This is a genomic window from Deinococcus humi (assembly GCF_014201875.1).
Classification (GTDB): Bacteria; Deinococcota; Deinococci; order Deinococcales; family Deinococcaceae; genus Deinococcus; species Deinococcus humi.
Window position 1 is genome coordinate 72872 of the sequence record NZ_JACHFL010000009.1, and the last position, 22653, is coordinate 95524.

Below are 22653 nucleotides of genomic sequence, written 5' to 3' on the forward strand. Positions count from 1 at the left end.
CGCGTAAGGTAGAGCATGTTCGAACTGCTGGCCTTTCTGGCCCTGATCGTGTCGTTCGTGGCCCTGTCCCGCGCGGGGAAGTCGCAGCAGCAGGTCAGGAGCCTGGCGCAGCGGCTCGAAGTGCTGGAAACCGAACTACAGGCGGCGCGGCAGCCTCCGGGGACGGGCCTGTCCCTCCAGACGTCAGCCCCCGACACAGCTTCCGCACTGGAAACGGCCTCTGGGATGCGCCAGCCCCACCACCCGCCCCAGTGGCCGGAAGCTCAGTCCGCATCCTCAATCTCTGCGCCGCCAGAGGCGCTACCCAGACCACGCGGGCCGTCGCTGTGGGGGCCGCAGTTCAGTCGGGCACGCATCAGCCTGATCGGCGGGGTGCTGGTGTTGGGCGGGCTGGCCTTCACGCTACGGGCGCTGGGCGCTCCGGCGTGGACCCTGCTGCTGGCAGTGTTCGCCTTCGGGGGTCTGCTGTACTTCAATGCGCGCTGGGTGCCGTGGCCGGTATCGGGAGCGCTGCGTGGGCTGGGCTACGGCGTGACGGCGCTGGGCGTGGGCAGCCTGTCGCCCCAGTTACCGGGCGATTGGGGGCCCGGCGCAGTGATGCTTGGCTTGCTGGGGCTCAGTGCGGCCCTGCTGCAAGATGCCCTGCGCCGCCGCGCGCTGCTGCTGGGCGCGCTGGCAGTGGGCGGCTCAGCCCTGAGCACCTGGATGCTCACCGACGATCTGGGGCGCTGGTCCATCCCCGCGGCGGGCGCGGCGTTGTTGCTGGCCGCGGTGGCGGTGTGGCAGGGCCGCGCGGAGCAGCACGCAACCCCGGCCGATGAACAGGGCGACCCGGCTGGGCCAGATGCCCCCGCTTCCCGCCGCGCGGCGTTGGCGCTGACGCTGGGTGCGGCGGGCGCCGTGCCACTGGGCTGGGTCGTGGCCTCGGCCAGCCATGCACAGGACGGCTTGTGGTCTGGGACAGCTGGGCTGGCACGGATGACCTTCCAGCTCACGGGCGGTCCGCTGGCCCTGTTGCCGTGGCTGGCCTTCAGCCTGCTGGCCCTGTCCGTCCCGCTGGCGTTGCTCACCCGGCGGCGGCAGGGGCTGGATGGAGATTTTCAAGATGACCGTCCCGACGGCGTGACCCTGGGGGCGGCCTGGGCGATACTGGCCCCACAGGTGCTGGTGGCGGCGGCAGTGGGGGCGGCCTTCAACAGCGGCTGGCTCCCGACAGGGGCCCTGGCCCTAATTATCCTGGCTGCGCTGGTGATGGCGACGCATGTGGCCTGGACGCGACGGAATACTCAGGACTCACCGCTGGCAAACACAGTGGCGGGCAGCCTGACAGCGGGCGCGGCGGGGGTGGCCGGGGCGCTGGCCCTGAGCGTGCTGGGACCGCGCACGGAAGCCCTGGCCCTGGCCGGGGTGACGTCGGCGCTGGTGCTGGTAGGCCTGTCAGGACGCAGCCGCTTCTGGCTGCGGACAGGTGCGCTGGGCTTGGGGGTCACGGCGCTGTGGGGAGCCTGGGGGACGGTGAGCCTCGCGCTGGGCACAAACCTGCTGGCCTCGCCGGATGTCCTCCGCACGGCGCTGATGGGGGCGGTACCCGCCGCACTGGGCCTGCTGGCCGCGTGGCGGCTGGGCCAAGACAGCTGGGCTACGGCCCCGCCGCCTGCCAGAGCGGTCAGGGCGGCGGAGCCGGGCCAGCCACAGTTCCCTGCTCACCCTGGCCGCCGCTGGTCTCCGACACTGCTGGCGGGCCTGTGCAGCGCTGTGCTGGCGGTGGCGCTGCTGCCCGCTGGGGCGGCTGTGCTGGCCGGGGGGGTAGTGCTGGCAGGGGCAGTGTTGTGGACACACGCGGCACATGAAGGAGGCAACACGGTTCCGTTCTGGACGGCTGCGCCGCTGCTGACCCTGGGCAGCCTCCTGCTGCTCTTCAATGTGGGCGGCTCCATGTCGTCACGTCCGCTGAGCCTGGGGTTCATGTCGGCCCTGCTGGCGGGCGCCGGCCTGCTGCGGGCCACGCCAGGCACTTTTGCCACTGCCCCCCCGCGTCTGCTGGCTGAGGGAACGGCTCTGACCGTGCTGGCCCTGGCCCTGGCCCGCACCGGGCTGCACTGGTGGCCCATGCTGGGCCTGCCGGGCTCACTGGCGCTGCTGGCCCTCCTCACTTCCCCCTTGAGATTGACCCTGGGCTGGAGCCGCATGGACACGTTGCTGGGCCTGGGCGGCCTGATCCTGCTGAGCCTGACCCTGGCGGGCTGGCCGGGCGGCGCCGGAGCGGAACTGGGCCGCGTCCAGGTGGCCGCGCCGGGCGGCGTGGTCCTGGCCGCCGTGTGGTGGTTGACCCGCACGGCGCCCGGCCTGAAGGTGATGGGCCGCCTGAGCCGTCCATTTGGAGGCCTCCCGCCAGAGGCAGGGGCGCACCCGCCGGTCACCCTTGCGCTGTGGCTGGGCGGCTGGGCGCTGCTGGTTCCGCTGGCCCTGGGCGTTTGGCTCAGCCCACAGGCCGCAGGCTTCCAGCCGTGGCTGGTGGCGTCCAGCCTGGCGTTGCTGGCGGTGGGCCTGGAGGCCGCGGTTCGGGCCCACCGGTCAGGCGGAACGGGGGCCAGAGCGCTGTGGACCGCCGGACTGGCATTGATCGCCGGGGCCGGAGTCAAGGGCGCGCTGCTGGACGCCGCCTCCTTTCCCAACGCATCGGCAGGACTTGGAATCGCCGTGCTGGTCACCGGCCTGAGCCTGCTGGCCGTGGCGATCCTGGCCCCCCGCCCGGCGGCTCCTGTCCCTTCCAACGATTGAGGGGAACCCTGGCCACCTCATCCGCCGATGCTCTACGCTGCGGCCATGACTGCTGCCAACACGAAAACCTTGAATGTCACCTGGCTGGGCGAGCAGCGCTACCTAGGCGTCAGCGCCAGCGGCCACCAATTGCTGATTGACAACAGCCCCACCAAGATCGGCGTGTCCCCGATGGAGGCCCTGCTGGGCGCGCTGGCCACTTGCACCGCCTATGACGTGGTGGAGGTGATGAAAAAACGCCGCACGCCGCTGGCGAGCTACCGCATTGAAGTTGAAGGCCAGCGCGCCGACACGGACCCCAAACGCTATACCCACATCACCGTGCGGCACATTGCGGGCGGAGAGGGCGTGACCGCAGAGGCGCTCGAGCGGGCCGCGCACCTGAGCCACGAGAAATACTGCTCGGTGGCCGCCAGCCTGAACAGCGAGATCACGGTGGAAACGCGGGTGGAAGAGGGCTGAACGCTCCCGCAGCTCAGCCCTCTGGCTGTGCCACCAAGCGGCGCAGATGCTCCAGATGGACGCCGCGCCACTCCGTCTGGTCTTCCACCGCCCCCTGAATTCCGTCCACGTAGCCCAGAGCGCGGAACAGCTCGCCCAGGGTCAGGGCGTCGTTGAATAGGGCGCGCAGTTCAGGCAGCGGCGCTAAGTCACTCCAGGCGTCCAGGTAGGCGTCGGTGGCGGCGGCCAGCGCCCGCCGCTGTGATGCGCCGAGCTGATCCATCGCCTCGAAGCCCAGGAAATAGGCCGGGTTGGCGTCCAGAAACGGGTGGGTGAGGCACACATCGGACCAGTCCAGGAACGTGAAGCGGCCGTCCCGCTCCACCACGTTTCCGCCGTGCAGGTCCCCGTGGCCCAGCGTCCGTGGCAGCGGGCTGGTCATCAGACGTCGCAGGGCAGCTTCCAGTTGTGGGCGCTGACCACGCAGGCCTTCGGCGGCTTCGGGTGTGAAGCCACCGGCCTGACCGATCAACAGCGCCTCGTCCGAGAGAAGGTGTTCGAGCCAACCCAGCACGTATTCCGGCCCGCGGTCCCGGAGCGTCCAGCCGCCCAGCAACGGAATACTGGCCCGCTGCACCCGCGCCAGATGGCGCATGAGCGCGTTCAGGTCGGGGGCACTCTGCTCCTCACCCGTATCGGCCAGGAGCAGCAACCCGCGCCGCGTGTCGGCGGCCAGCACAGGTGGAGCGGCGCCCGTCAGTTCGCAGGCCAGCAGGGGCGTGACCTCCACCTCACGCCGGAAGAAGTCGGGGACGCCCTTGAAGTACACCCGCCCGCCAGTGGTCTCGACCCGCCACAGCACGCTGATCTGCCAGTGCTTCAGGACCGTGGGCTGTCCCTGGCGCGTCCAGCCCTGCGCGGCCAGTTCGGCGTCCAGCCACGCCAGAGCGCCAGCGTGCCAGCCGGGACGCATCCAGGGAGTGCGGGCGGGGATCAGGGCAGCCTCGGCCCAGGCCCGATGCCGGGGTGGGAGTTCGGAGACGGGCCGCCAGTCCAGCTGCGCGTCCCCATCAGCTTCCAACTGCCACACCGACTCGGCGCGGCGCACACCCTCCACCTCGCCTGCATGATGGAAGTGAATCCGGCGCAACAGCGTGCTGGGCAGGCCAGCGGCCCGCGCCGCCTCTGCCACGTTCGCGCCAAAATACGACGTCTGATCGGTGGTCAGGATGTGCAGCGCCGCCTGCCCGTCCTCGCAAAACAGCAGGTGCAGCGTGGTCTTGCGGCGTGGGCCAGGGCCGGACATGCCGGCAGCCTGCCACACCGCCGCCGGCCCACGCATCCGCCGATTGGCCCAGCCCCATGGGCAGCGCAGTCGGATTGTTGCGGGCAGGGCAGAATGGAAGGCATGACCGATCCCGAACGTGAACTGAACTTCGCCCGCGAGATCATCGGCCAGCGCGGGTACCGCGACGTGCCCACCGACGAGGTGCTGCGCGAGGCCGAGCGGTTGCTGAACGGCTGGATGGCGGGCGATTTCCGCATGGAGCGGCCTAAGCTGTATGACCACTACGCCCTGCTGCTGCTGGCCCTGCTCCAGAAGAACCGAGAGCTTGAAATGCGCGTTGAGGCGCTGGAGCAGCGGAATGCCTGACCTCAGCCCCCAGGTCAAGGTCTGCGGCACCACCTCCGTCCACGACGCGGTGCTGTCGGCGCAGGCCGGGGCCGACGCCCTAGGGTTTATCTTCGCGCCCGTCAGTAAACGGCTGGTGTCGCCGGACGTGGCGCGCGAGGCTGGCCTGAGCGTGGGGCCAGCGGTGGCGCGGGTGGGTGTCTTTCTGGACCAGGGCCTGAACGAGGTGCTGCGAACGGCCGAGGCCGCACGGGTTTCGGCGGTGCAGCTTCATGGGTCCCTTTCCGAGACGTTCGTGCGGACGGTGGCCGACTTTTACCCGGTGCTGCGCGTCGTGCGGCCCGACGAGCTGCCCGCAGCAGGAATGCGCTGGCAGGACGTACCGGGCGTGACCCTGATGCTGGACGCACCCCAGCCGGGCGGCGGCGTGCCGCTGGACTGGGACCGTCTGCGCCAGACCTTTCCGCCCGGCACCTGGTTGGCCGGAGGCCTGGGGCCGTGGAACGTGGCGGAGGCGATTCGGGTCTTGCGGCCCGCTGGGGTGGACGCCGTGAGCCACCTGGAAGCCCGCCCTGGCGTGAAGGATCTGGCGAAAGTGACCGCCTTTATTGCGGCCGTCCGGGCCTCCACACCATGAGTTATCCACAGTGAAACGGGAGCCTGTGGATAACTTCGCAGGCCGTGAAATATGGGCGAACAGGCCTGGATTTGCCGTCCAGAACAAGTTCAGCGCACATTTGGAACTGATGCGGCATTCACGCTATCCACAGTTTGTCCACAAGCCCTGTGGATAAAATTGTGGATAACTTTCAGCCGGGTAGAGGTGACAGGAGAGATTGCCCGTCATCAACGGAGTTCAGTCCAAACCACCCGGCGATGACCTGACCAGCCTCCACCACCGTCGTCGCCGCGCCCAGGTCCACCGCCGATCCGGCGAACGGCACACGCGCCACGGTGTGCGACTTGGTGTTCAGGTCTTCCAGATTGCCGTGATCGCTGCTGATCATCACCCGCGCCCCGGCGTCCAGCAATCCCAGCAACAGGGCGTCCACGCGGGCCAGGTAGGCAAAGGCCGCCGCCCGGGCGTCGGCGGGCGGTCCCTCCACGCGCCCCAGGTGGCCCAGCAGATCCCCGAACCACAGATCCGCCACGATCAGGTCATGCCCCTGGGCCGCCCCCGCCAGTTCCCGTCCCAGACGCGAGGTTTCAACCAGGCTCTGAACGGCCCCAAAAGGTTCGCGGTAATTCAGGCCCAGCGTCGCGCCCAGCGGGGGCACACCGGGCGGATTGAGCGGCAGGCCCCCCGCCGTGAACGAGAAGGGAAAACAGCCCATGCGGGGGCGGCGAGCCTGGGCTTCTAGATACTGCGGCACGTAGTGGTTCGCCAGCGCTGCCCTCGCTCCCACAGTCGCCAGCCGAACCGGCAAACTGGACTGGCGCAGCAGTCGTTGCAAGGTCGGCCCCGGATGCGGCCCGAAATGCTCGCCCATGTACCTGACGGCGTCCAGGCCCGTCAGCCAGCAGCTCTGCCCGGTGCCGGACTGGGGCAGGCCCGGCACGCCCAGGGCAGCGTCCAGAGCGGCTCCAGCGTCGATCAGAGGGCGCAGTGCGGGCAGGTCCTGCTCCCACACGCTGCCGGGCGGGGCGTCTATGGGGTGGCCCACGCCGTCCAGGGCCAGCCAGACCACACCGCTCAACGCAACTCCATGCCGCCCAGCTTACGGCAGCTGGCCCGCAGCCCTTTGCCTCAGATCCCGCTGTCTCGACCGGGGAGGGACGGTGATCTGCCGAAACCATTCGTTTCAGGGCGTGGATGTGCGAACATCACGGCCTGAGCCCCCGCCCATGACCGATTCCCCCCTTCTGTCCCTTCCCTCCCCAGCCGTGATCGCTTTAATCGGCGCACCCGGCGCGGGCAGGCACACCTTCGCCGCCCGGCATTTCCAGCCCTCTCAGGTGCTGTCGGGCGATTTCTCGCTGGAATTGCGGGGCCGGCTCGCGCGGGGCGAACCGACCGTGATCGACGCTCCACTGACCCGCCCGGACGAGCGGCGACTCGTGCTGGAGGCCGCCCGCGCCCATGATCTGCCCGCCGCCGCCGTCGTCCTCGATCTGCCCCGGACGGTGCTGGAGGAGCGGGCCGTGCGGTTGGGCCGTGATCCAGGCTCGGTCCTGCCCGAGTTCGCCGAGCTACGACGCACGCTGGGCGGCCTCCAGAAGGAGGGCTTTCGTCCGGTCTACGTTCTGCGCTCTGTGGCCGAGATCGACGCCGCACAGGTGGTATACGTGCCGCTAGCTCCAGATCGGCTTGATCTGCACGGCCCCTTTGACTTTATCGGCGACGTGCACGGCTGCCTCCCGGAACTGCTGGACCTGCTGGACCGACTCGGTTACGTCATCACCGGGTCAGCGGTGATGCCTCCAGCGGGCCGCACCGCCGTCTTTCTGGGCGATCTGACCGATCGGGGGCCGGACAGCGCGGGCGTGCTGCGGCTGGTGATGGGCATGGTGGCGTCGGGCGCGGCGCTGTGCGTGCCGGGAAACCACGACGAGAAGCTGGCCCGCGCGCTGGACGGCAAGGCGGTCAAGGCGGTGCACGGTCTGGACCTGACCTTGGAACAACTGGACGCGGCGGGCGAGGCCTTTAAAGCCGGGGTGCGGGCCTTTATCGGCAAGCTGCCCAGCCACTTGGTGCTGGACGGCGGGCGGGTGGTGGTGGCGCACGCCGGGTTGCCGGAACGCTACCAGGGCCGCGTCTCCGGCCGCGTGCGCAGCTTCACGCTGTACGGCGACGTGGACGGCACCTACGACGCGCTGGGCCTGCCTGTGCGCCGGGACTGGGCCGCCGGGTACACGGGGGAGGCCATCGTGGTCTACGGGCACACGCCGGTCGCCGCGCCCGTCTGGGTCAACCGCACGGTGGATATCGACACCGGCTGCGCGTTTGGCGGCGCCCTGACCGCGCTGCGCTACCCGGAACTGAACTTTTTCAGCGTGCCCGCGCGCCAGCAGTATGTGCCCCCACCGCGCCCCCTGCCGCTGCTGGGGCCGGGGACGGGCACACCCGAATTGCGCTAGAGGACGCCTGGCACAAATCGCCTGGTCCGGCGGCGATACGCGGCGTATGCCGGGAAGCGGGCCAGCAACGCCGCTTCCTCATGGGCAGCCTTGAAATGAAACAGCGTGGCCAGGGCTGCCGTCCAGCCCAGGGCGCCCGCACTGCCCCGGCGGACCGCCCAACCCAACCCCAGGGCCAGCACGCCGCTGAAGGAAAGTCACTTCTTTGCGCCGTCCACTCAGGGCCACCAGCGCCATCAGAGCGAATTGTGCCGCCACGAAAGGGCCGCCCCGCTGGAGGAAGCGTTGGAGACGGCCCAGGGGGTTCATCCGCTGAGTCTAGCCCGGAGTCACCACGCCGTCGCGCACGCTCAGGCGGTGGTGCGCCAGCGCCGCCACCTCTGAATCGTGGGTGATCAGGACCACGCGGCGGCCCTCGGCGGCGGCCCCGGTCAGCAGGCCCAGCACCAATTCGCCCGTCTTGCTGTCCAGGTTTCCAGTGGGCTCGTCGGCCAGCAGGATGCCCGGATCGCGCGCCAGGGCGCGGGCGATGGCGACGCGCTGGGCCTCCCCGCCCGAGAGCTGGTTGGGCAGGTGGCCGGCGCGGTTGGCCAGCCCCACCAGTTCCAGCAGGTCTCGCGCCCGCGCCCGCCTCTCCTTCGGGGACAATCCCGCCAGCGTCAGCGGAAACTCCACGTTCTCCTGCGCGCTCAGGATGCTGACCAGATTGTGGTTCTGGAACACGAAGCCGTAGTGCGCCAGCCGGAAGTCGGCCCGAGCCGGCTCCGAAAGGGTGGTCAGGTTGACCTCGCCCACCGAGACATGTCCGGTGCTGGGCGTGTCGAAGCCTGCCAGCAGGTTCAGCAGCGTGCTCTTGCCGCTGCCCGAAGGCCCCACCACCGCCGTCATGCCGGGGGGAAAGGTGTGGGTGAAGGAAGCCAGCGCCTGCACCTGCCCCTCGCCGCTGGGGTAGACGCGCGACAGATTCTCGATGTGCAGCGGCGGGGTGCTGGCGGTCTGAACCCCGCGTTCCTGCATGGGCGTAGCGGTCATCAGACCCTCCCCAGCGCTTCGGTGATGTTCAGGCGGCTGGCGGTGCGGGCGGGCAGCAGACCCGACACCAGACCCAAGAACAGGCTGATGCCCAGCGCCAGCAAGACCAGCCGGGGGGTCAGCGCGGCGGCGTCAATGCCGGCCAGGTCCTGGGTGTACAGGTTGACGCCCCAGATGCCCACCAGCCCCACGATCACGCCGCCCACACCGCCCACCAGCGACAGCAGCAGCGACTCGCTCAGAACTAGGGCCCGCACGAAGCCGGGCCGCGCCCCGATGGCCCGCAGTGTCCCGAATTCGCGGGTCCGCTCGAACACGCCCATCATCACCGTGTTCGCCACCGCCAGCCCGCCCACGATCAGTGAGATCAGCGAGATGCCGAAGCGCACCGCGTCACTGATCTTCAGCGCCCGCTCCACGAAGCTCAGGAAATCCGACTGAGTGGAGGCCTCCAGATCCAGCTTGTCGGACAGCTGCGTGGCCACCTCCCGCGCCTGACGGGGGTTGTCCAGCTTGACCGCCACCAGCGAGACGCGGCCCTCTGCGCCCTCTGCCTTTTGCAGGGTGCTCAGCGGCAGGAAGATGAAGTTGTCCACCAGCCCCGACTCGGGGGCCAGCACGCCCACCACCTCCGCCTTGTTGCGGCGGTTGAGATTAAGAGTGCTGCCTATCCTCAGATTCAGGTTCTGTGCCGCCTTCGCGCCCAGCACCGCCACGCCCTGGCCCTCGTCGGCAGGGGTGAAGGCGCGGCCCTGCGCCGCCGAGACATTGGGAAACACCGTTCCAATGCCCTGGGCGGCGGGCAGACCGTACAGCACCACACTTTGCGACACGTCCAGACTGCCGCGAATGGTCATGACCACCGGGGTCACCGTCTTGATGCCCAGCTCCGGGGCCAGCGCCTGAATGTCGCCCACGGCTTTGTCGGGCAGGTTGGGCTGCGGGGCAAAGCCCTGCGTGAAACCGCTCAGCGACACCTGAATGTCCGGGCCGATGCCGCCGAGCTGCTCCACGAACACCTTGCGGATGCCCTCGCCCAGCGACAGGAAGATCACCATGCTCGCCACCGCCACCGTGATCCCCAGCGCAGTCAGGCCCGTCCGCACCCGCCGCCGCGTCAGTCCGCGCCAGGCCAGTCCCCATAGATCCGTCCATTTCATCATCCTCAAGGTACGCTGGAAGGTCAGGAGTGGGGGGCGGGGATGTTACAGAGGAAGCGGCGGCGGGGAATCAAAGGGCGGCGGCCTCTTTCCTTCTCATCCCCCGCCGCTAGCCTGCGCCCATGCTTCGCCCTGCCCTTCTTCTTTCTCTGTTCCTGACGGCCCAGGCCGGCGCACAGACCCTGCTGCCCCTGGATTCACGGCCCGCGACACGGGTGCTGCCCGCGCTGATCGCGGGGCTGGCAGGCGGCACGCCCCACGTTCCGCCCGCCCTGCTGCTGGGCAACGCCGCGCAGGAGGCCAATCCGGCGCTGCTGGCTGCCTGGCTGAACACCCAGTCCACCGCTGGTCCGCTGATCGTCGCGCTGGACGCGCTGGCTTACGGCGGTCTGGTTCAGTCTCGCACCAGTCCGCTGACGGCGTCGGCAGCGCTGGCCCGACTGGAACCCCTGCGCGAGTGGCACACCCGCACCGGGCAGCCCATCTACGCCTTCATCACCCTGCCGCGCGAGCCGGACGCCACAGACCGGGCGCGCAATCTGGCGGTGGCGCGGGCCATGCTGGACTGGGCACAGGCGGGCATTTTTGCCGCGCTGGACATCACCTGGGACGACGCCCTGCCCGGCAGCCCGGCCCCGGCAGAGGGCGCAGCGCTGGCAGGTGAAGCGGCGGCCAGAGGATTGACGAACGTGCGCGTCTACCCCGGCGCGGACGAGGTGCTGTCCATGCTGGTGGCCCGCGCCCTGGCCCCTCAGGAGAAGACCGTGCGTGTGGAATACAGCGATCCGGTGGCCGCCGAGAAGGTCATCCGCTACGAGGGGATCCCCCTGACCCGCAGCGCGGCTAACCACGCGGCGGGCAGCGGATTCACGGTGGTGGACTCGGCTGTGGATACGACTGAGGCCGACCTGACCCTCTACGTCTTCAACGGCGGCGATCCCAGGCAGGCAGCCCTGCGCGTCAGCGCCCTGCTGCGGCGCGGGCCAGTAGCGGTGGCGGACGTGGAGCGGGTCAATCTGGGCAACTCGCGGCTGTGGGCGGACCTGACCACGTTGCGTCAGCACGCCAATCTGCGGGCGCTGGCAACGTGGGGCACGCCCGGCAACAACCTGGGCTCGGCGCTGGCCCACGCCAGGCTGAGCCTGAACGGGGCCGATCCGGTGCGCCAGGACGCCCTGCTGGCCCGTGAGTACACCAACGACGTGATCTACAGCAGCGAACTGCGCGCCGCGCTACGCAAGGCCGTGCCGGAAAAGGAGCTCGACACGCCGAAGGGTCAGGCTGCGCTGCTGAGGCTGGCGCAGGATTACTTTCCATTGCGAGTTGGCAACGCCTACATGCTGAACGACGCCGTCCTGCCGTGGGGCCGCTCGTTCGAGTGGGATTTCGATCTGAAGGCACGCTAACGGTCAGACCTGCGCTGCCTCCAGACTCGGTTTGATGGCCGACTGCGACACACTAGGACGACTTAAACACAGCTTTGACTCGTTTTTTGAGATATAGCCCATCAGGCAGGGACTGGCCGGATCTATGCTGAACGTCATGTCTGACGGCACTGCCGATTCCCTCCTCTGTGGCCTCGGCGTTCATCTTCCTCACTGGTACACGACCTTCTTGTCCAACCCTCCCAGCGAATTGACCACAACTCGAAATAGCCCCGACAAATCTGCGCAAGTTCCAGCGGATGAGCGGATCTTTCTTCGACCAGGGCAGATCATTCGATTCAACCGGGATCTTTGGTCAGACCGTGAGACACCCTGGATGGCTGATGGCAGGCCCTGGCCAACGAATTATCTGGTCATTGGCGAAGATGGCGGCGGTAACTTTGCTGTCATTGACTTGACGGGCGATGATGAGCGCATCTGGTGGTACGACCATGATGTGAGCGAGGGAACAGTGATTGAAATTGCTCCCAACATCCAGTCCTACGCACACAGCGTTGTTGCTGAATTCGAGCGTGATTTCCAGGCCAGAACCCACAAAATCACAATGGATCAGGCGCGCTTGGAACGCAAACGTCGTTCACGCTAAGCCGCCGACGTCGATGGTGGTCCATGCCAGTCCAGCATGCCCCCCGTACGGACTGGTCTTTGGAAGCTGGGGAAAGAGGCATGGAGTCGGGGGGCTTTTCGGCAGAGGCCTTAGCGCCCGCGTGTCGGCGCTTTCTTCTCCACGCTCAGCAGCAGGGCCGCGCCGATCACCAGCGCAGCGCCCAGCAGGGCCAAGGCCGCCAGTCGCTCGCCAAACAGCAGCGCGGCCAGCGCGGCAGCCACCACCGGCTCCACGCTGGCGATCACGCTGGCACGGGTGGCATTCAGACGGCGCAGGCCCGCGCTGTACAGCAGGTAGGCCAGATAGGTGGACAGCACCGCGATGCTTCCCAGCCCAGCCCACGCGGGGGCCGTCTTGGTCGCAAAACCCTCTGCCAGCACAAAGGGCAGCAGTCCCAACGCTCCCACTGGCAGCGCGACGCCCAGCAGCGCCGGGGTGCTGTAGCGGTGGAAGAACGCCTTGCCGTACAGGTAATACAGGCTGTAGGTGAAACCGGCGATCAGCCCGAACGCCAGTGCGGGCAGCGTGACGCTCACGCCCTGTCCACCGCCCAGGCTGATCAGGGTGATGCCCAGCAACGTTCCGGCAATCGCCAGCCACTCGCGCCCACCGGGCCTCTCACGCAAAAAGGCCCAGCCCAGCAGCGCCACGAAGGCCGGAGCGGTGTACAGCAGCACTGACGCCAGACTGGCCCCGCCGGCCCTCACGGCCAGCTGATACGAACCGTAAAAGATGCTGACCCCGGCGATCCCGAAGCCCGCCGTAATCCACAGGTCCCGCCCGCGCGGCAGGGGGCTACGCGTGAGCAGCGCGTGCAGGGCGTACAGTGCGCCCGCCAGGAGTGCCCGCCAGAAGGCGACCTCCAGCGGGGCCACCCCCGCCGCCTGCACGCCCTTGCCGAAAATACCCAGCAGGCCCCACAGGCACGCGGCGGCTAGGATCAGCAGCGGCGCGGGAACGGTGGGGCGGGCCGGACCCACCGTCTCCACCGCCGGGTCCAAACTCATGGTCGCCGCCAGATGGCCACCGTCGCGCCCACGGTCAGCAGCAGCCCCAGCCCGCCCAGGCCGGCCAGGAGCAGACTGGCGCGGTCACGGGTCTCGCCAACCGGGGCCAGCGTGCCGTCGGTAAAGGCGCGGGCGTCGCCTGCGGGGGCCAGCACGTCCACGGGCGTGGGCGCATTCGCCTGCCCGGTCTGCAGGCTGCCGGGGCCGGTCCCACCCGTGGGCCTGAGCAACCCGTCCGCCGACAGCGGGGTGTAGACGCTGCTGGTGACCCAGTACGCGTAACTTCCGGGGGGCACGGCGCTGTCGATGACCAGTTCGGTGCCCTCAATCCGCACAGTGGGCGCGCTCAGGGGCTGCAGGACGTCCTCCTGCTCCGTTACCCGCTCGAGCGTGCTGCCGAAACCGGTGACGCGCAGGTGGTACTGCCAGCCGCCGCTGCGGGCGCGCAGGCCGGTGTCCGCCAGCGCCTGACGCCCGCCGGGACTGGTCTTGATGAAGATATCGGTGACGCCCGCCGAGAAGCCCGACGGAGCGTTCCACGGGTTGCTGATCTGCCCGAAGCTGACCCTGAAGCGCATGCCACCCCCCTGCGGCGCGGCGCCGAATGAGCGCAGGTCCAGCGCTTCCTCGGTCACGGCGGGCTGGCGCGGCAGGATGTAGCCGCCGTCCCCACGCGCGTCCCCCGCCGGGTCGGGAACAGTCAGCAGGGTGGTGGTGAGCAGCAGCCAGAGCACACGGGGGAGTATAGAGGGGCCGGTGCGGGGCGGATCAGGGCCGGTCTGCGCTGACGCCTGCCGTGCGCCCGTGCCATGTCGTTACAGCCGCACCAGATCGTCCCGGTGCACTGCTTCCGGGCCATAGGTGAAGCCCAGCAGCGCCTCGATCTCGCGCGAGTGGTGCCCCGCAATGCGGCCCAGATCACCCGAGGCATAGCGCGTCAGGCCGCGCGCCACTTCCGCGCCGCCGGGGGCAATCAGACGAATGGTCTGACCACGCTGAAACTCGCCCTCCACACGGCGGATTCCGGCAGGCAGCAGGCTGGAACCGCGCTCGGTCACCGCCTGCGCCGCGCCGTCATCCAGATGCACGCGGGCCGGGGCCACTTCCGCCAGAATCCAGCGCTTGCGGGCTTCCAGGCGCGATCCAGCCGCCAGGAAGCGGGTGCCCAGCGCCTCGCCGCCCACGATGCGGGCCAGCGCCTCCGGCGCGTCGCCAGGGGCGATGACCACCGGGGTTCCGGCGCGGGTGGCGATCTCGGCGGCCTGGATCTTGGTGTGCATTCCGCCCGTGCCCCGGTGCGAGCCTGCGCCGCCTGCCCGCGCCCAGACCTCCGGCGTCACGCGCTCTACCACGGGAATCAGGGTGGCGTCCGGGTCCGTGCGTGGATCGGCGGTGTACAAGCCCGGCGCGTCGGTCAGGATGACCAGCAGATCGGCGTCCACCAGATTCGCCACGAAGGCCGAGAGGGTATCGTTGTCGCCCACCCGGATCTGTTCCAGGGCCACCGCGTCGTTCTCGTTGATGATTGGCAGCACGCCCCGGCTCAGGCAGGCTTCCAGCGTGGTGCGGGCGTTCAGGTAGCGGGTCCGGTCCCGGAAGTCGTCGGCGGTCAGCAGCACCTGCGCCACGTTCACGCCGTACAGCTCGGCCAGCAGGGCGTACAGGTGCATCAGGCGGCTCTGGCCCACGGCGGCCAGCAGCTGTTTCTCGGCCAGCGTGCGGTCCCGTGAGGGAAAGCCCAGCGCCTCCCAGCCCGCCAGCACCGCGCCGCTGCTGACCAGGACCAGCCCGTGCCCGGCGGCCTGCACCGCCACCATCGAGCGCATCAGGTCCACCATGCGCGGGCGGCTCAGGCGGTCTCCCCCCGCCGTCAGGACACTGGTGCCAAGCTTGAGGACGACGCGCATAAGGGCAGTCTACGGGCCAGCAACCGGGCCGGACGTCTGACGGTCTAAAACGCCAGGGGCTCTGTTTCTATTCCCCCGAAACGGACCAGTGACGCCTGCCGCCCCGCCGAGGCGCGCAGGGCTCCTGGCGACAGCACGGCGTCCTGGAAAGCGTCGATCAGCGCTGAAACCTCTGCCTGACCCCGGCGGGTGACGCTGCCAATCGGCCTCCACAGCGGGGTGGGCAGCGGGTACGCGCGCAGGTGGGAGGGCAGCGGCACACAGACCAGCCCGGTCAGGACCGTGAAGCCGTGGCCCTCGGCCACCCGGCCCAGCGCCACCTGCGGGTCTTTCAGGCACACGCTGGGCGCGGGCGGCTGCGAATACCGGGCGACGTGCGCGGCGATGAAGGGGGCACAGTCCTCCTCACACACGATGTACGCGGCGCGGTGGAAATCGTCCCAGCTGCGGATGGGCGGCGCGTGGGCCGCCGTGATGATCAGGTACTCGTCGGCGAACAGGGCGCGCGCCCTCAGTTCGGGGCGCACCGGCAGGCGGCCCAGGCCCAGGTCTGCCTCGCCCGCCAGGACCTGGGCCTCGATCTCATCATGTTCGCCAGAGGTATCCCGCACCCGCACCTCTACCCCCGGATACAGGTGCTGAAAGCCGTTGAGGGCCGGGGTGATGAACTGCCGGATCACGCTGCGGCACGACACCACCCGCAGCGTGCCGCACAGCGTGGGGGCTGGGGCCGTCATGGCGCGCAGGGCGTCGGCGGCGTGGCGGGCGTGGGCCAGGACCCGCGCGCCCGCCGCCGTGGGCCACGCGCCGTGGCGGCCCCGCTCGAAGATCTGCAGGCCCAGCGCGGTCTCGGCGGCGCGCACAGTGTGGCTGACCGTGGACTGGGCCAGCCCCAGCCGCAACGCGGCCTCGCTGAAGCTGCCTGCCTCAGCCACTCCCAGCAACACGCTCAGGTGGGCGCTGCCCAGCGCAGGAAGTTGGCCAGACACTGGGAGGCGGGCGGGCGGTTCGGCGGTCATCATCCCAGTGTAGAAGATGCCATCGACATTCTCGATACAACCCTGTCCGCCATCGCCTCTGTGCATTGTTTCCGTCCGAAGCGAGGCTCAGAATGCACAGGACACCTTGACCGATCCAGGCTCCACACGCTCTTCAGGAGGCCAACCATGCCCAGACTTCCGGTCCATCTCCGTCTGTCTTTTCTCTGCGCCGCCCTGCTCGGCAGCGCCCATGCGGGCGGCAGCGAAACTCCCCTTGCTCGGGATGCCGCCACTACCTGGAACACTGTGCCGCTGGCCGCGCCCCCGGCCGAAGCTGGGCGCCCGCTGCGCGAACTGCAACTGGCCGCCGCTGCGGACGGCTCGCTGGTGCTGGCCCTGCTCAATGACGCCGGGCAGGCCGACAGCGGCAAGGGCATGTACGAATCGCGAAAGGTGCGGGTGTGGCGCAGTGCAGGAAACAGCTGGGAGCTGTTGCGCGGCGGCCTGCCCGGCGGCGTACTGAACTACGACGTGCCCCGCCCGGCTTCCAATCTTGATCTGGCACTGGACGAGGCGGGCACGCCGATCATGGTCTGGAACGAGAATTACGGCGACAACGACGTGGTGGTCTTCCGCGCTTACAAAGACGGCGCGTGGACGGACTGGCACCCGCGCTATCTGGGCGACGATCTCCCGTACGCCGCCCGCACCCGCTCGGTGGTGGCCCAGAACGGCGAGGCGGTTCTCGCCTGGGGCGAGTCCCTGCGCAACCCCTACGGCAGCCGCCTGACCGTACGCCACTGGGACGCGGAGGCCAGAACCTGGACGCGCAGCCCGGCCTTCAATGAGATCAGCGTCTTCTCGCGCACGCCCGCGCTGGCGCTGAACGCGGCGGGGCAGCCCATCGTGGCGTGGCTGCAGGGCGAGGTGCTGGCGAGCAACGTCCTCGTCAAACGCTGGACCGGCACCGCCTGGGTAGCGCTGGGTGGCAGCCTGAACCGCACCCCGGACCGCTATCTGGCCTCCACCCGCCTGAAACTGGACGCGCAGGGGCAGCCGACGGTGGCGTGGCTGGAGGACCTGAACGGCAGCGACGCGCTGTACGCCTCGCGCTGGAACGGGCAGACATGGCAGGCGCTGGGCGGTGCCCTCAGCCCCCATTCGGCCAGTGCACCGGCCCTGGCGCTGGACCGTGGCGGGCAGCCGGTCCTGGCCTGGGTGGAGGAGCGCTCCGGCATCGGTCAGATTCATCTGGCCCGCTGGACGGCCAGCGGCTGGCAGGACTCGGGGGTCATGAATCTGGACCCCCGCCGCGACGCCCGGTCACCCAGTCTGGCCGTGCTGCCGGGCGGCGAGATCATGCTGGGCTGGCGCGAGGACGTGAACGGTGTGTACGGGGCGCAACTGCGCCGGCTGGGAGGGCAGATGGCGCCCTGAGGCCTACTTGGTGTTCAGAAAATCCAGGATTGCCCGCGCCAGCCCCTGCGCGATCTTCTCGCGGTAGGCGGGGGTCGCCAGCCGCGGCCCCTCAGTTGGGCTGCTGCCGAAACCGATCTCGGTCAGGATGGCGGGGGTGGTGGGGTTGCGGATCACGTAGAAGGCGTCGGTCTGCACGCCCCGGTTGACGGCCCCGGTGTACTGCACCAGCCGCGCCTGCACCTTCTGAGCCAGTTGCCGCGAGAACGACAGCTTGGCCTGCGCCACGATGTCACCCAGCAGGCCCTGGGCGCTGTTGGCAGCCTTGCGGGTCAGCTCCTGACCCACGCTGCCGCCGCCGTTTTCCTGCACGGCGCGGCTGCGGTCGCTGCCCGCCAGCGGCTGCCCGAAGTAATACGTTTCGATGCCCTGAGCCGATGCCCCGCCCGCGTTGACGTGGATGCTGATGTACGCGCTGACCTTGCCGGTGGTGGCCAGCCGCGAGCGGGCGTCCAGATCGGTGCGCTTGTCGGCGCTGAGATCGCGGTCCGCCGTCCGGACCATCACCACGTCGACGCCGTGCTTGAGCAGTTCGGCGCGGGTGCGCAGGGCCACGTCCAGCGTTACATCCTTTTCCCGGAGCCACTGGCTGGTCATGCCTGGATCGACGCCGCCGTGCCCGGCGTCCAGCACCACGCGGGGGCGGGTCACCGTGGCCGCTACTGTGGTGGCGGCGGCCACCGGAGCCGTGACTGGCCGGGACGCCAGCGCAGCGGCGGAAGTGGGCACGTCGATCACCAGCCGGGCCGCCGCCGCGCCGCTTCTGGGCAAGACGCTGACCTTAGTCCGGGCCGCGCTGCCGTCTCCTGCCAGCGTCACGGTGACCGTTGCGCCCGACACCGCGTAGGCCGTGACGCCCTCCGCCTTCAGCGCCCCCTGCTCGGCCTTGAGCTTGACATCCAGCTTGACGCTCACGCTGCGGCCCGCCGCCGTGACCCTGGAGGCGCTGTTGCCCGGCAAATCGAAGACCAGCCGCGTGAAGCCGTCATGGGCGCCCACGCGCGGAGCCGCGGCGGCGAGGGAAAGAAGGGTCAGTGTCCACAGCAGGCCCGCAAAACGAAGCAGTGAACGGAAGGAAAACGCAGCGCCCCGGGGTGCAGGGCACAGAACAGACAGAGGAGATGAAGCGATCACTACTCCGGAGTCTAACGCCCCCATCGTCAGGGCCGGTTGAAAGGCCATGAGAGCGCCGCCGGGAAGGGGAAGGCGACTCCTGAATCAGGTCTGACTGGCCCCCTCACGCCGCTCAGGCGGGGGCGGGTACGGTGAGAGCATGAAACTGTCCTTCTCCTCTTTCCTGGCCGCCGCAACGCTGGGCCTGCTCACCCTCAGTCCGTTCACGGGCGGCCAGGCGGTCACCTTCGGCGGCCTGAACGTCACGCCGCGTGGCCCGCAGAACCTGAATCTGGACACCGGCATCACCGAACTGCCCCAGGGCGGCACGGCCACCGATAACAAGGGCGGCCTGAAACTGGTGGCCGGGGCAATGACCCTGAATCCCGGCAAGACCCTGACCGCCCAGAACGCCGTCCTGACCACCAAGCAGGGCGGCACGCTGCGGGCCGCCCAGGTGATCTATGACCTCAAGTCCTCCACTGTGACCGCGACGGGAAGCGTGACGTACAACGACGCCCGCTTCAAGAACCTCAGCGCCCCAAGCGTGATCCTGAATGTGGGCAGCGCGTTCGTGACCGCCCTGGGCGGTGTCAAGGCAGACCGACCGGCCCTGAATGGCGCAGCACTGGTCTTCGACCTGAACACCATGCAGGCGGTCTTGACCGGACCCTACAGCGCAAAGCAGGGCACTCTGAACGCCTCGGCGGACGCGGCGGGCCGCCTGCTGCTGGTCTTCGGCGGGAATCAGGTGGTGCGTTCGTCGACCAGCCCGGACGCCGCGACGCTGGGGCGCTTTACCCCGTACTTGAAATAAAACAGGCACGGTGAGGGCAGCTCCCGCGCGCGGCTAGGCGTTCGGCTTGAGGAGATGCCCCAGACAATGCCCGTAACTCACGCCCTGGCGCGCGTCGGCCACCAGATCGGCCACGCTGAACTCCTGCAACACGCCCAGCATCGCGTCGCGCATGCGGGTGTAGACCGTGGCGCGGACATGGCATCTGGACTCCTCCGGGCAGGATTCGTGCCAGTTGAGACTGATGCAGCTCAGGGGCGCGACCGGGCCGTCGATGGCGCGGACCACCTCGCACAGGCTGATCAGCCCGGCCTTGCGGGCCAGCGCGTAGCCGCCGCCGATGCCCTTCTTGCTTTTCACCACGCCCTTGTTGCTCAGCGCCGCCAGGATGCGCACCAGATACGGACGGTGGACCCCGGTGGCCTCGCTGATCTCCTCGCTGGACACCCAGCGCGCGGCGTCCTGTGTCCCCAGAAAACCCAGGGCCTGAAAGGCATACACGTCGGTGGCCGAAAGCCGCATAGGAAGGAGTCTAGAGCAGATGAGAGCGGGGCAGCCTCCATGCCCTCTCTTTTACTCCCCGTACTGCTTGCGCAGGTACGCCAGCGCCACCGGATCGAACCCGCCGCCGGCCACCCAGCGCTCCTCCAGATTCTCGGTGCCGTACAGCGCCCAGGCGGCGGCCTCGGTATCGGCATCCCAGAGGCCAGCGGGCAATGAGACGGCGTGGCCCTGGCGGATCAGCAGCGCGCGCAGCCAGTTCAACTCCCCCTCGGTCAACTCGCGCGTCTCCGTGGGCCTGCCGAACAGCAGATCGAACATGTCCAGCAGCCGCTCCAGCTCGGCGCACGGATCGGTATGATCGTCGGCGCGCAGGTTGACCCAGTCGTCGGTCAGGCCGCCGTAGCCCCGGCCCGGCCCGGCGCACAGCAGCGCGGCGGACTGGCGGCCTCGCTTGTCGCCGCCCGCGCTGTCGCCAGCCCGCAGGGCGGCCAGCAGGCGACGCGGCAACGGTTGACCCTCCGCCGCGGTCCAGCCTGCATGCATCGCCTCCACGACTTCCGGCCCGGTCAGAATATTGCCCTGGATCGCCACGTCCGCTCCCGCGACGCCGCCCGCCCAGGCGTGGCAGTCGGGGCCAGTAAAGGTCACACTTCGCCCGTCCGCGCCCACGATGCCGAACTGGCGATGGGCGATGCCCGGGTCCTCGGCCTTGAAGCGGGCGCCCACCTCCTGCGGCGACAGGCCCTCCGAGAGCAATCGCAAGCCATCGGGGCCGAAGTTGGGATTGACGTAGCTCTGGGTGGCCACCGCGCCCACGCCCGCCCGCACGAAGGGGACGAGCGCGCCCACCGCCAGAAATTTGCTGGCCACCGCCACTCCCAGATCGCCCGTTGCCGCGTCGCGCCCCACGATGGAAAAGGTCATGCCCAGAGGCTAGCAAGCGGTAGCCTGTCCGCATGCTCATTGCGGCCCTGAACGGCAACCGAAGCCCCAACGAACACCCGGAGGTTCCCGTGACCCCCCAGCAGCTCGCGGCAGCGGCGCGCGAGGCGGTGGAGGCTGGGGCGGACGCCCTGCACGTTCACCCCAGAAATGCGGCGGGGGTGGAAAGCCTGGAGGACGCGGATGTGGCAGGGGCGCTGGCAGCGGTACGCGAGGCCTGTCCAGGCGTCCCCGTGGGTGTGTCCAGCGGCTGGTGGATCCTGCCGGACGCCGGGGCGAGGCTGGCCGCCGTGCGCGCCTGGACCGCGCGGCCCGATTTCGTCTCCGTCAATTGGCACGAGGAGGGGGCGGCTGAACTGGCCGCAGCGCTGCTGGACCGTGGGATTGGCGTGGAGGCCGGCCTGTGGACGGCAGACGCAGTCAGGGCATTCCTGACGTGGTCCCGGCGCGACGAGGTGCTGCGCGTGTTGCTGGAACTACCCGATCAGCCGATCAGGAACTACAAGGCCGAACTGCAGGAGATGTTTGGCCTGCTGGAGGCCTCGGATCTGGACAGGCAAGTCGTGCTGCATGGCCTGGGCGAGAGCGCCTGGCCGCTGCTGCGCGAGGCGGCGCGGCGCGGGCTGGGTGCCCGCATCGGCCTGGAAGACACCCTGCTGCTGCCCGGCGACTTCGATACCGCTGGCGACAATGGGGAGCTGGTCCGGGTAGCCCGCGAAATGCTGAGGTAAGGGGGCCTAGCCGTCCGCAGGGCCTGACAGCCACCAGCGCTTCCCTTTTTCCGGCTCTTGAAAGCACCCATTTCCCACTTCAGCTCCGCTTGAATGCCCAGGTGTTCCCAGCGCCGTTCAAACAGAGCCCGTTTTAGACCTCCTTCCCACCTCCACAAGTGTTAGCCTCGCGCACGATGCTCACCTTCGCCCAAGCCGTGACCGAGCGCACCCTTCGCCTGAACACTCGCCTGTGCGTGGGCCTGGATCCGCGCCGGGACGCCTACCGCGACGCCGCACACCTCAGGAGCCATACGCTGGAGGTGCTGGAGGCCTGCGCGCCTCTCGCCGCCTGCGTCAAGCCGCAGTTTGCCTTTTACGAGGCGCTGGGGGTGGAGGGCATGACCATTCTGGAGGAGGTCTGCGCCGCCGCCCGCACGCTGGGCCTGCCCGTTTTGCTGGACGCCAAGCGCGGCGACATCGGCAGCACGGCGCAGGCCTATGCGCAGGCGTGGCTGAGCGGGCGACACGCGGGCGCGGCGCTGACGGTCAATCCCTTCCTGGGCTTCGAGACGCTGACCCCCTTCGTGGACACGGCCCGCGAGACCGGCGGAGCGGTGTTCGTCCTGGTGAAAACCAGCAATCCCGGTCAGGTCGACTTGCAGGGCAGCGGCGTCAGCGAGCGGGTGGCGGTGGAGATCAAGCGCCTGAATGCCCAGGACTCAGACCTGCAGGCGCAGGAAGGCCCCTACGGCACGGTAGGCGCGGTGGTGGGCGCAACGCATGCGGCGGACCTCGCCACCTTCCGGGCGCTGATGCCGCGCTCGCTGCTGCTGCTGCCCGGTCTGGGCGCACAGGGGGGGGCCGCCGCCGACTTGAAAGGGGCCTTTCACGAGGGCGGTACGGGCGCCCTTGCCAGCGCCAGCCGGGGCGTGCAATACGCGGACGGCCTGAGCGTGAAGGCCAGCGTGGCGGCAGCGCGGAGCTTCAGGGACGAGCTGAACGGGGTACTGGGGGGATAACGACCTGACCGTCCCACCG

Annotated in this window: 23 protein-coding genes; 11 read left to right on the forward strand and 12 right to left on the reverse strand. The window is 69.3% G+C overall.

Annotation, left to right across the window (positions count from 1 at the left end):
- The first annotated feature begins 15 nt into the window (after positions 1 to 15).
- Positions 16 to 2781: a hypothetical protein gene (locus HNQ08_RS16130; protein WP_184134293.1), complete on the forward strand. Its 2766-nt coding sequence runs from the start codon at positions 16 to 18 to the stop codon at positions 2779 to 2781.
- A 45-nt stretch (positions 2782 to 2826) separates the two neighbouring features.
- The gene (locus HNQ08_RS16135) at positions 2827 to 3243 is read left to right on the forward strand and encodes an OsmC family protein (protein WP_184134295.1); all 417 of its coding nucleotides are present in this window, start codon (positions 2827 to 2829) and stop codon (positions 3241 to 3243) included.
- 13 nt (positions 3244 to 3256) lie between these two features.
- Here the strand turns inward: HNQ08_RS16135 and HNQ08_RS16140 are convergent, their stop codons facing one another.
- Positions 3257 to 4528 carry a phosphotransferase family protein gene (locus HNQ08_RS16140; protein ID WP_184134298.1) on the reverse strand — a complete coding sequence of 424 codons (1272 nt, stop codon included), beginning with the start codon at positions 4526 to 4528 and terminating at the stop codon, positions 3257 to 3259.
- A 102-nt stretch (positions 4529 to 4630) separates the two neighbouring features.
- Between HNQ08_RS16140 and HNQ08_RS16145 the strand changes: the two genes are divergently transcribed.
- Positions 4631 to 4876 (forward strand): hypothetical protein, encoded by a 246-nt coding sequence (locus tag HNQ08_RS16145; protein WP_184134301.1) that lies wholly within the window; start codon positions 4631 to 4633, stop codon positions 4874 to 4876.
- A complete protein-coding gene (locus HNQ08_RS16150) occupies positions 4869 to 5492 on the forward strand; it encodes a phosphoribosylanthranilate isomerase (protein WP_184134303.1) in 624 nt (207 codons plus the stop codon). Before HNQ08_RS16145 ends, HNQ08_RS16150 begins: the two co-directional genes overlap by 8 nt.
- 172 nt (positions 5493 to 5664) lie before the next feature.
- Here HNQ08_RS16150 and HNQ08_RS16155 read toward each other — a convergent pair whose 3' ends face one another.
- Positions 5665 to 6552 carry a metalloenzyme domain protein gene (locus HNQ08_RS16155; RefSeq protein WP_184134306.1) on the reverse strand — a complete coding sequence of 296 codons (888 nt, stop codon included), beginning with the start codon at positions 6550 to 6552 and terminating at the stop codon, positions 5665 to 5667.
- A 148-nt stretch (positions 6553 to 6700) separates the two neighbouring features.
- Here HNQ08_RS16155 and HNQ08_RS16160 point away from each other — a divergent pair, with 148 nt between their 5' ends.
- Positions 6701 to 7933, forward strand: a complete 1233-nt coding sequence (locus tag HNQ08_RS16160; protein WP_184134308.1) for a metallophosphoesterase — start codon at positions 6701 to 6703, stop codon at positions 7931 to 7933.
- Here the strand turns inward: HNQ08_RS16160 and HNQ08_RS16165 are convergent.
- The 3 genes from HNQ08_RS16165 to HNQ08_RS16175 all read right to left on the reverse strand — a co-directional run bounded on the left by HNQ08_RS16165 (position 7930) and on the right by HNQ08_RS16175 (position 10125).
- Positions 7930 to 8115, reverse strand: a complete 186-nt coding sequence (locus tag HNQ08_RS16165; protein ID WP_184134311.1) for a hypothetical protein — start codon at positions 8113 to 8115, stop codon at positions 7930 to 7932. The two genes, HNQ08_RS16160 and HNQ08_RS16165, sit on opposite strands and share 4 nt — an antisense overlap.
- A gap of 136 nt (positions 8116 to 8251) precedes the next feature.
- On the reverse strand, positions 8252 to 8965 hold the full coding sequence (locus tag HNQ08_RS16170) for an ABC transporter ATP-binding protein (protein WP_425321355.1): 714 nt from the start codon (positions 8963 to 8965) through the stop codon (positions 8252 to 8254).
- The gene (locus HNQ08_RS16175; RefSeq protein WP_184134314.1) at positions 8965 to 10125 is read right to left on the reverse strand and encodes an ABC transporter permease; all 1161 of its coding nucleotides are present in this window, start codon (positions 10123 to 10125) and stop codon (positions 8965 to 8967) included. The genes HNQ08_RS16170 and HNQ08_RS16175 overlap by 1 nt, the downstream gene beginning before the upstream one ends.
- A gap of 122 nt (positions 10126 to 10247) precedes the next feature.
- On the opposite strand from HNQ08_RS16175, the gene HNQ08_RS16180 reads away from it, so the two are divergent.
- Together HNQ08_RS16180 and HNQ08_RS16185 are read left to right on the forward strand one after the other, a co-directional pair.
- Complete coding sequence (locus HNQ08_RS16180; protein ID WP_184134317.1) at positions 10248 to 11531, forward strand: DUF4127 family protein; 1284 nt, start codon at positions 10248 to 10250, stop codon at positions 11529 to 11531.
- Positions 11532 to 11667: 136 nt separating this feature from the next.
- The gene (locus HNQ08_RS16185) at positions 11668 to 12156 is read left to right on the forward strand and encodes an SMI1/KNR4 family protein (protein WP_184134319.1); all 489 of its coding nucleotides are present in this window, start codon (positions 11668 to 11670) and stop codon (positions 12154 to 12156) included.
- Between the two features lie 110 nt (positions 12157 to 12266).
- On the opposite strand, the gene HNQ08_RS16190 is transcribed toward HNQ08_RS16185, so the two are convergent.
- The 4 genes from HNQ08_RS16190 to HNQ08_RS16205 form a co-directional block, all read right to left on the reverse strand.
- The gene (locus HNQ08_RS16190) at positions 12267 to 13184 is read right to left on the reverse strand and encodes a DMT family transporter (protein WP_184134321.1); all 918 of its coding nucleotides are present in this window, start codon (positions 13182 to 13184) and stop codon (positions 12267 to 12269) included.
- A complete protein-coding gene (locus HNQ08_RS16195; RefSeq protein ID WP_229790156.1) occupies positions 13181 to 13918 on the reverse strand; it encodes a glucodextranase DOMON-like domain-containing protein in 738 nt (245 codons plus the stop codon). Before HNQ08_RS16195 ends, HNQ08_RS16190 begins: the two co-directional genes overlap by 4 nt.
- A gap of 81 nt (positions 13919 to 13999) precedes the next feature.
- On the reverse strand, positions 14000 to 15091 hold the full coding sequence (gene proB / locus HNQ08_RS16200; RefSeq protein WP_184134324.1) for a glutamate 5-kinase: 1092 nt from the start codon (positions 15089 to 15091) through the stop codon (positions 14000 to 14002).
- A 44-nt stretch (positions 15092 to 15135) separates the two neighbouring features.
- On the reverse strand, positions 15136 to 16110 hold the full coding sequence (locus tag HNQ08_RS16205; protein ID WP_184134328.1) for a LysR family transcriptional regulator: 975 nt from the start codon (positions 16108 to 16110) through the stop codon (positions 15136 to 15138).
- 147 nt (positions 16111 to 16257) lie between these two features.
- On the opposite strand from HNQ08_RS16205, the gene HNQ08_RS16210 reads away from it, so the two are divergent.
- Entirely contained in the window at positions 16258 to 17508 is a 1251-nt protein-coding gene (locus tag HNQ08_RS16210) for a hypothetical protein (protein WP_184134331.1), read from the forward strand.
- A 3-nt stretch (positions 17509 to 17511) separates the two neighbouring features.
- On the opposite strand, the gene HNQ08_RS16215 is transcribed toward HNQ08_RS16210, so the two are convergent.
- The gene (locus tag HNQ08_RS16215) at positions 17512 to 18681 is read right to left on the reverse strand and encodes an N-acetylmuramoyl-L-alanine amidase (protein WP_229790155.1); all 1170 of its coding nucleotides are present in this window, start codon (positions 18679 to 18681) and stop codon (positions 17512 to 17514) included.
- A gap of 139 nt (positions 18682 to 18820) precedes the next feature.
- Between HNQ08_RS16215 and HNQ08_RS16220 the strand changes: the two genes are divergently transcribed.
- Positions 18821 to 19477, forward strand: a complete 657-nt coding sequence (locus HNQ08_RS16220; protein WP_229790154.1) for a hypothetical protein — start codon at positions 18821 to 18823, stop codon at positions 19475 to 19477.
- Positions 19478 to 19510: 33 nt separating this feature from the next.
- On the opposite strand, the gene HNQ08_RS16225 is transcribed toward HNQ08_RS16220, so the two are convergent.
- Both HNQ08_RS16225 and HNQ08_RS16230 read right to left on the reverse strand, forming a co-directional pair.
- Positions 19511 to 19978, reverse strand: coding sequence for an Rrf2 family transcriptional regulator (locus HNQ08_RS16225; RefSeq protein WP_184134333.1), 468 nt, complete (start codon positions 19976 to 19978; stop codon positions 19511 to 19513).
- Between the two features lie 51 nt (positions 19979 to 20029).
- Positions 20030 to 20884 carry a DUF1028 domain-containing protein gene (locus tag HNQ08_RS16230; protein ID WP_184134335.1) on the reverse strand — a complete coding sequence of 285 codons (855 nt, stop codon included), beginning with the start codon at positions 20882 to 20884 and terminating at the stop codon, positions 20030 to 20032.
- 32 nt (positions 20885 to 20916) lie between these two features.
- Between HNQ08_RS16230 and HNQ08_RS16235 the strand changes: the two genes are divergently transcribed.
- Complete coding sequence (locus HNQ08_RS16235) at positions 20917 to 21633, forward strand: 3-keto-5-aminohexanoate cleavage protein (RefSeq protein ID WP_184134344.1); 717 nt, start codon at positions 20917 to 20919, stop codon at positions 21631 to 21633.
- Positions 21634 to 21809: 176 nt separating this feature from the next.
- A complete protein-coding gene (gene pyrF, locus HNQ08_RS16240; protein WP_184134346.1) occupies positions 21810 to 22634 on the forward strand; it encodes an orotidine-5'-phosphate decarboxylase in 825 nt (274 codons plus the stop codon).
- Positions 22635 to 22653: the final 19 nt, after the last annotated feature.

Coding starts and splice junctions, on each gene's coding strand:
- HNQ08_RS16130 (WP_184134293.1), top strand. CDS start 16: ATGTTCGAACTGCTGGCCTTTCTGGCCCTGATCGTGTCGTTCGTGGCC.
- HNQ08_RS16135 (WP_184134295.1), top strand. CDS start 2,827: ATGACTGCTGCCAACACGAAAACCTTGAATGTCACCTGGCTGGGCGAG.
- HNQ08_RS16140 (WP_184134298.1), bottom strand. CDS start 4,528: ATGTCCGGCCCTGGCCCACGCCGCAAGACCACGCTGCACCTGCTGTTT.
- HNQ08_RS16145 (WP_184134301.1), top strand. CDS start 4,631: ATGACCGATCCCGAACGTGAACTGAACTTCGCCCGCGAGATCATCGGC.
- HNQ08_RS16150 (WP_184134303.1), top strand. CDS start 4,869: ATGCCTGACCTCAGCCCCCAGGTCAAGGTCTGCGGCACCACCTCCGTC.
- HNQ08_RS16160 (WP_184134308.1), top strand. CDS start 6,701: ATGACCGATTCCCCCCTTCTGTCCCTTCCCTCCCCAGCCGTGATCGCT.
- HNQ08_RS16170 (WP_425321355.1), bottom strand. CDS start 8,965: ATGACCGCTACGCCCATGCAGGAACGCGGGGTTCAGACCGCCAGCACC.
- HNQ08_RS16175 (WP_184134314.1), bottom strand. CDS start 10,125: ATGAAATGGACGGATCTATGGGGACTGGCCTGGCGCGGACTGACGCGG.
- HNQ08_RS16180 (WP_184134317.1), top strand. CDS start 10,248: ATGCTTCGCCCTGCCCTTCTTCTTTCTCTGTTCCTGACGGCCCAGGCC.
- HNQ08_RS16185 (WP_184134319.1), top strand. CDS start 11,668: ATGTCTGACGGCACTGCCGATTCCCTCCTCTGTGGCCTCGGCGTTCAT.
- HNQ08_RS16190 (WP_184134321.1), bottom strand. CDS start 13,184: ATGAGTTTGGACCCGGCGGTGGAGACGGTGGGTCCGGCCCGCCCCACC.
- proB (WP_184134324.1), bottom strand. CDS start 15,091: ATGCGCGTCGTCCTCAAGCTTGGCACCAGTGTCCTGACGGCGGGGGGA.
- HNQ08_RS16205 (WP_184134328.1), bottom strand. CDS start 16,110: ATGACCGCCGAACCGCCCGCCCGCCTCCCAGTGTCTGGCCAACTTCCT.
- HNQ08_RS16210 (WP_184134331.1), top strand. CDS start 16,258: ATGCCCAGACTTCCGGTCCATCTCCGTCTGTCTTTTCTCTGCGCCGCC.
- HNQ08_RS16220 (WP_229790154.1), top strand. CDS start 18,821: ATGAAACTGTCCTTCTCCTCTTTCCTGGCCGCCGCAACGCTGGGCCTG.
- HNQ08_RS16225 (WP_184134333.1), bottom strand. CDS start 19,978: ATGCGGCTTTCGGCCACCGACGTGTATGCCTTTCAGGCCCTGGGTTTT.
- HNQ08_RS16230 (WP_184134335.1), bottom strand. CDS start 20,884: ATGACCTTTTCCATCGTGGGGCGCGACGCGGCAACGGGCGATCTGGGA.
- HNQ08_RS16235 (WP_184134344.1), top strand. CDS start 20,917: ATGCTCATTGCGGCCCTGAACGGCAACCGAAGCCCCAACGAACACCCG.
- pyrF (WP_184134346.1), top strand. CDS start 21,810: ATGCTCACCTTCGCCCAAGCCGTGACCGAGCGCACCCTTCGCCTGAAC.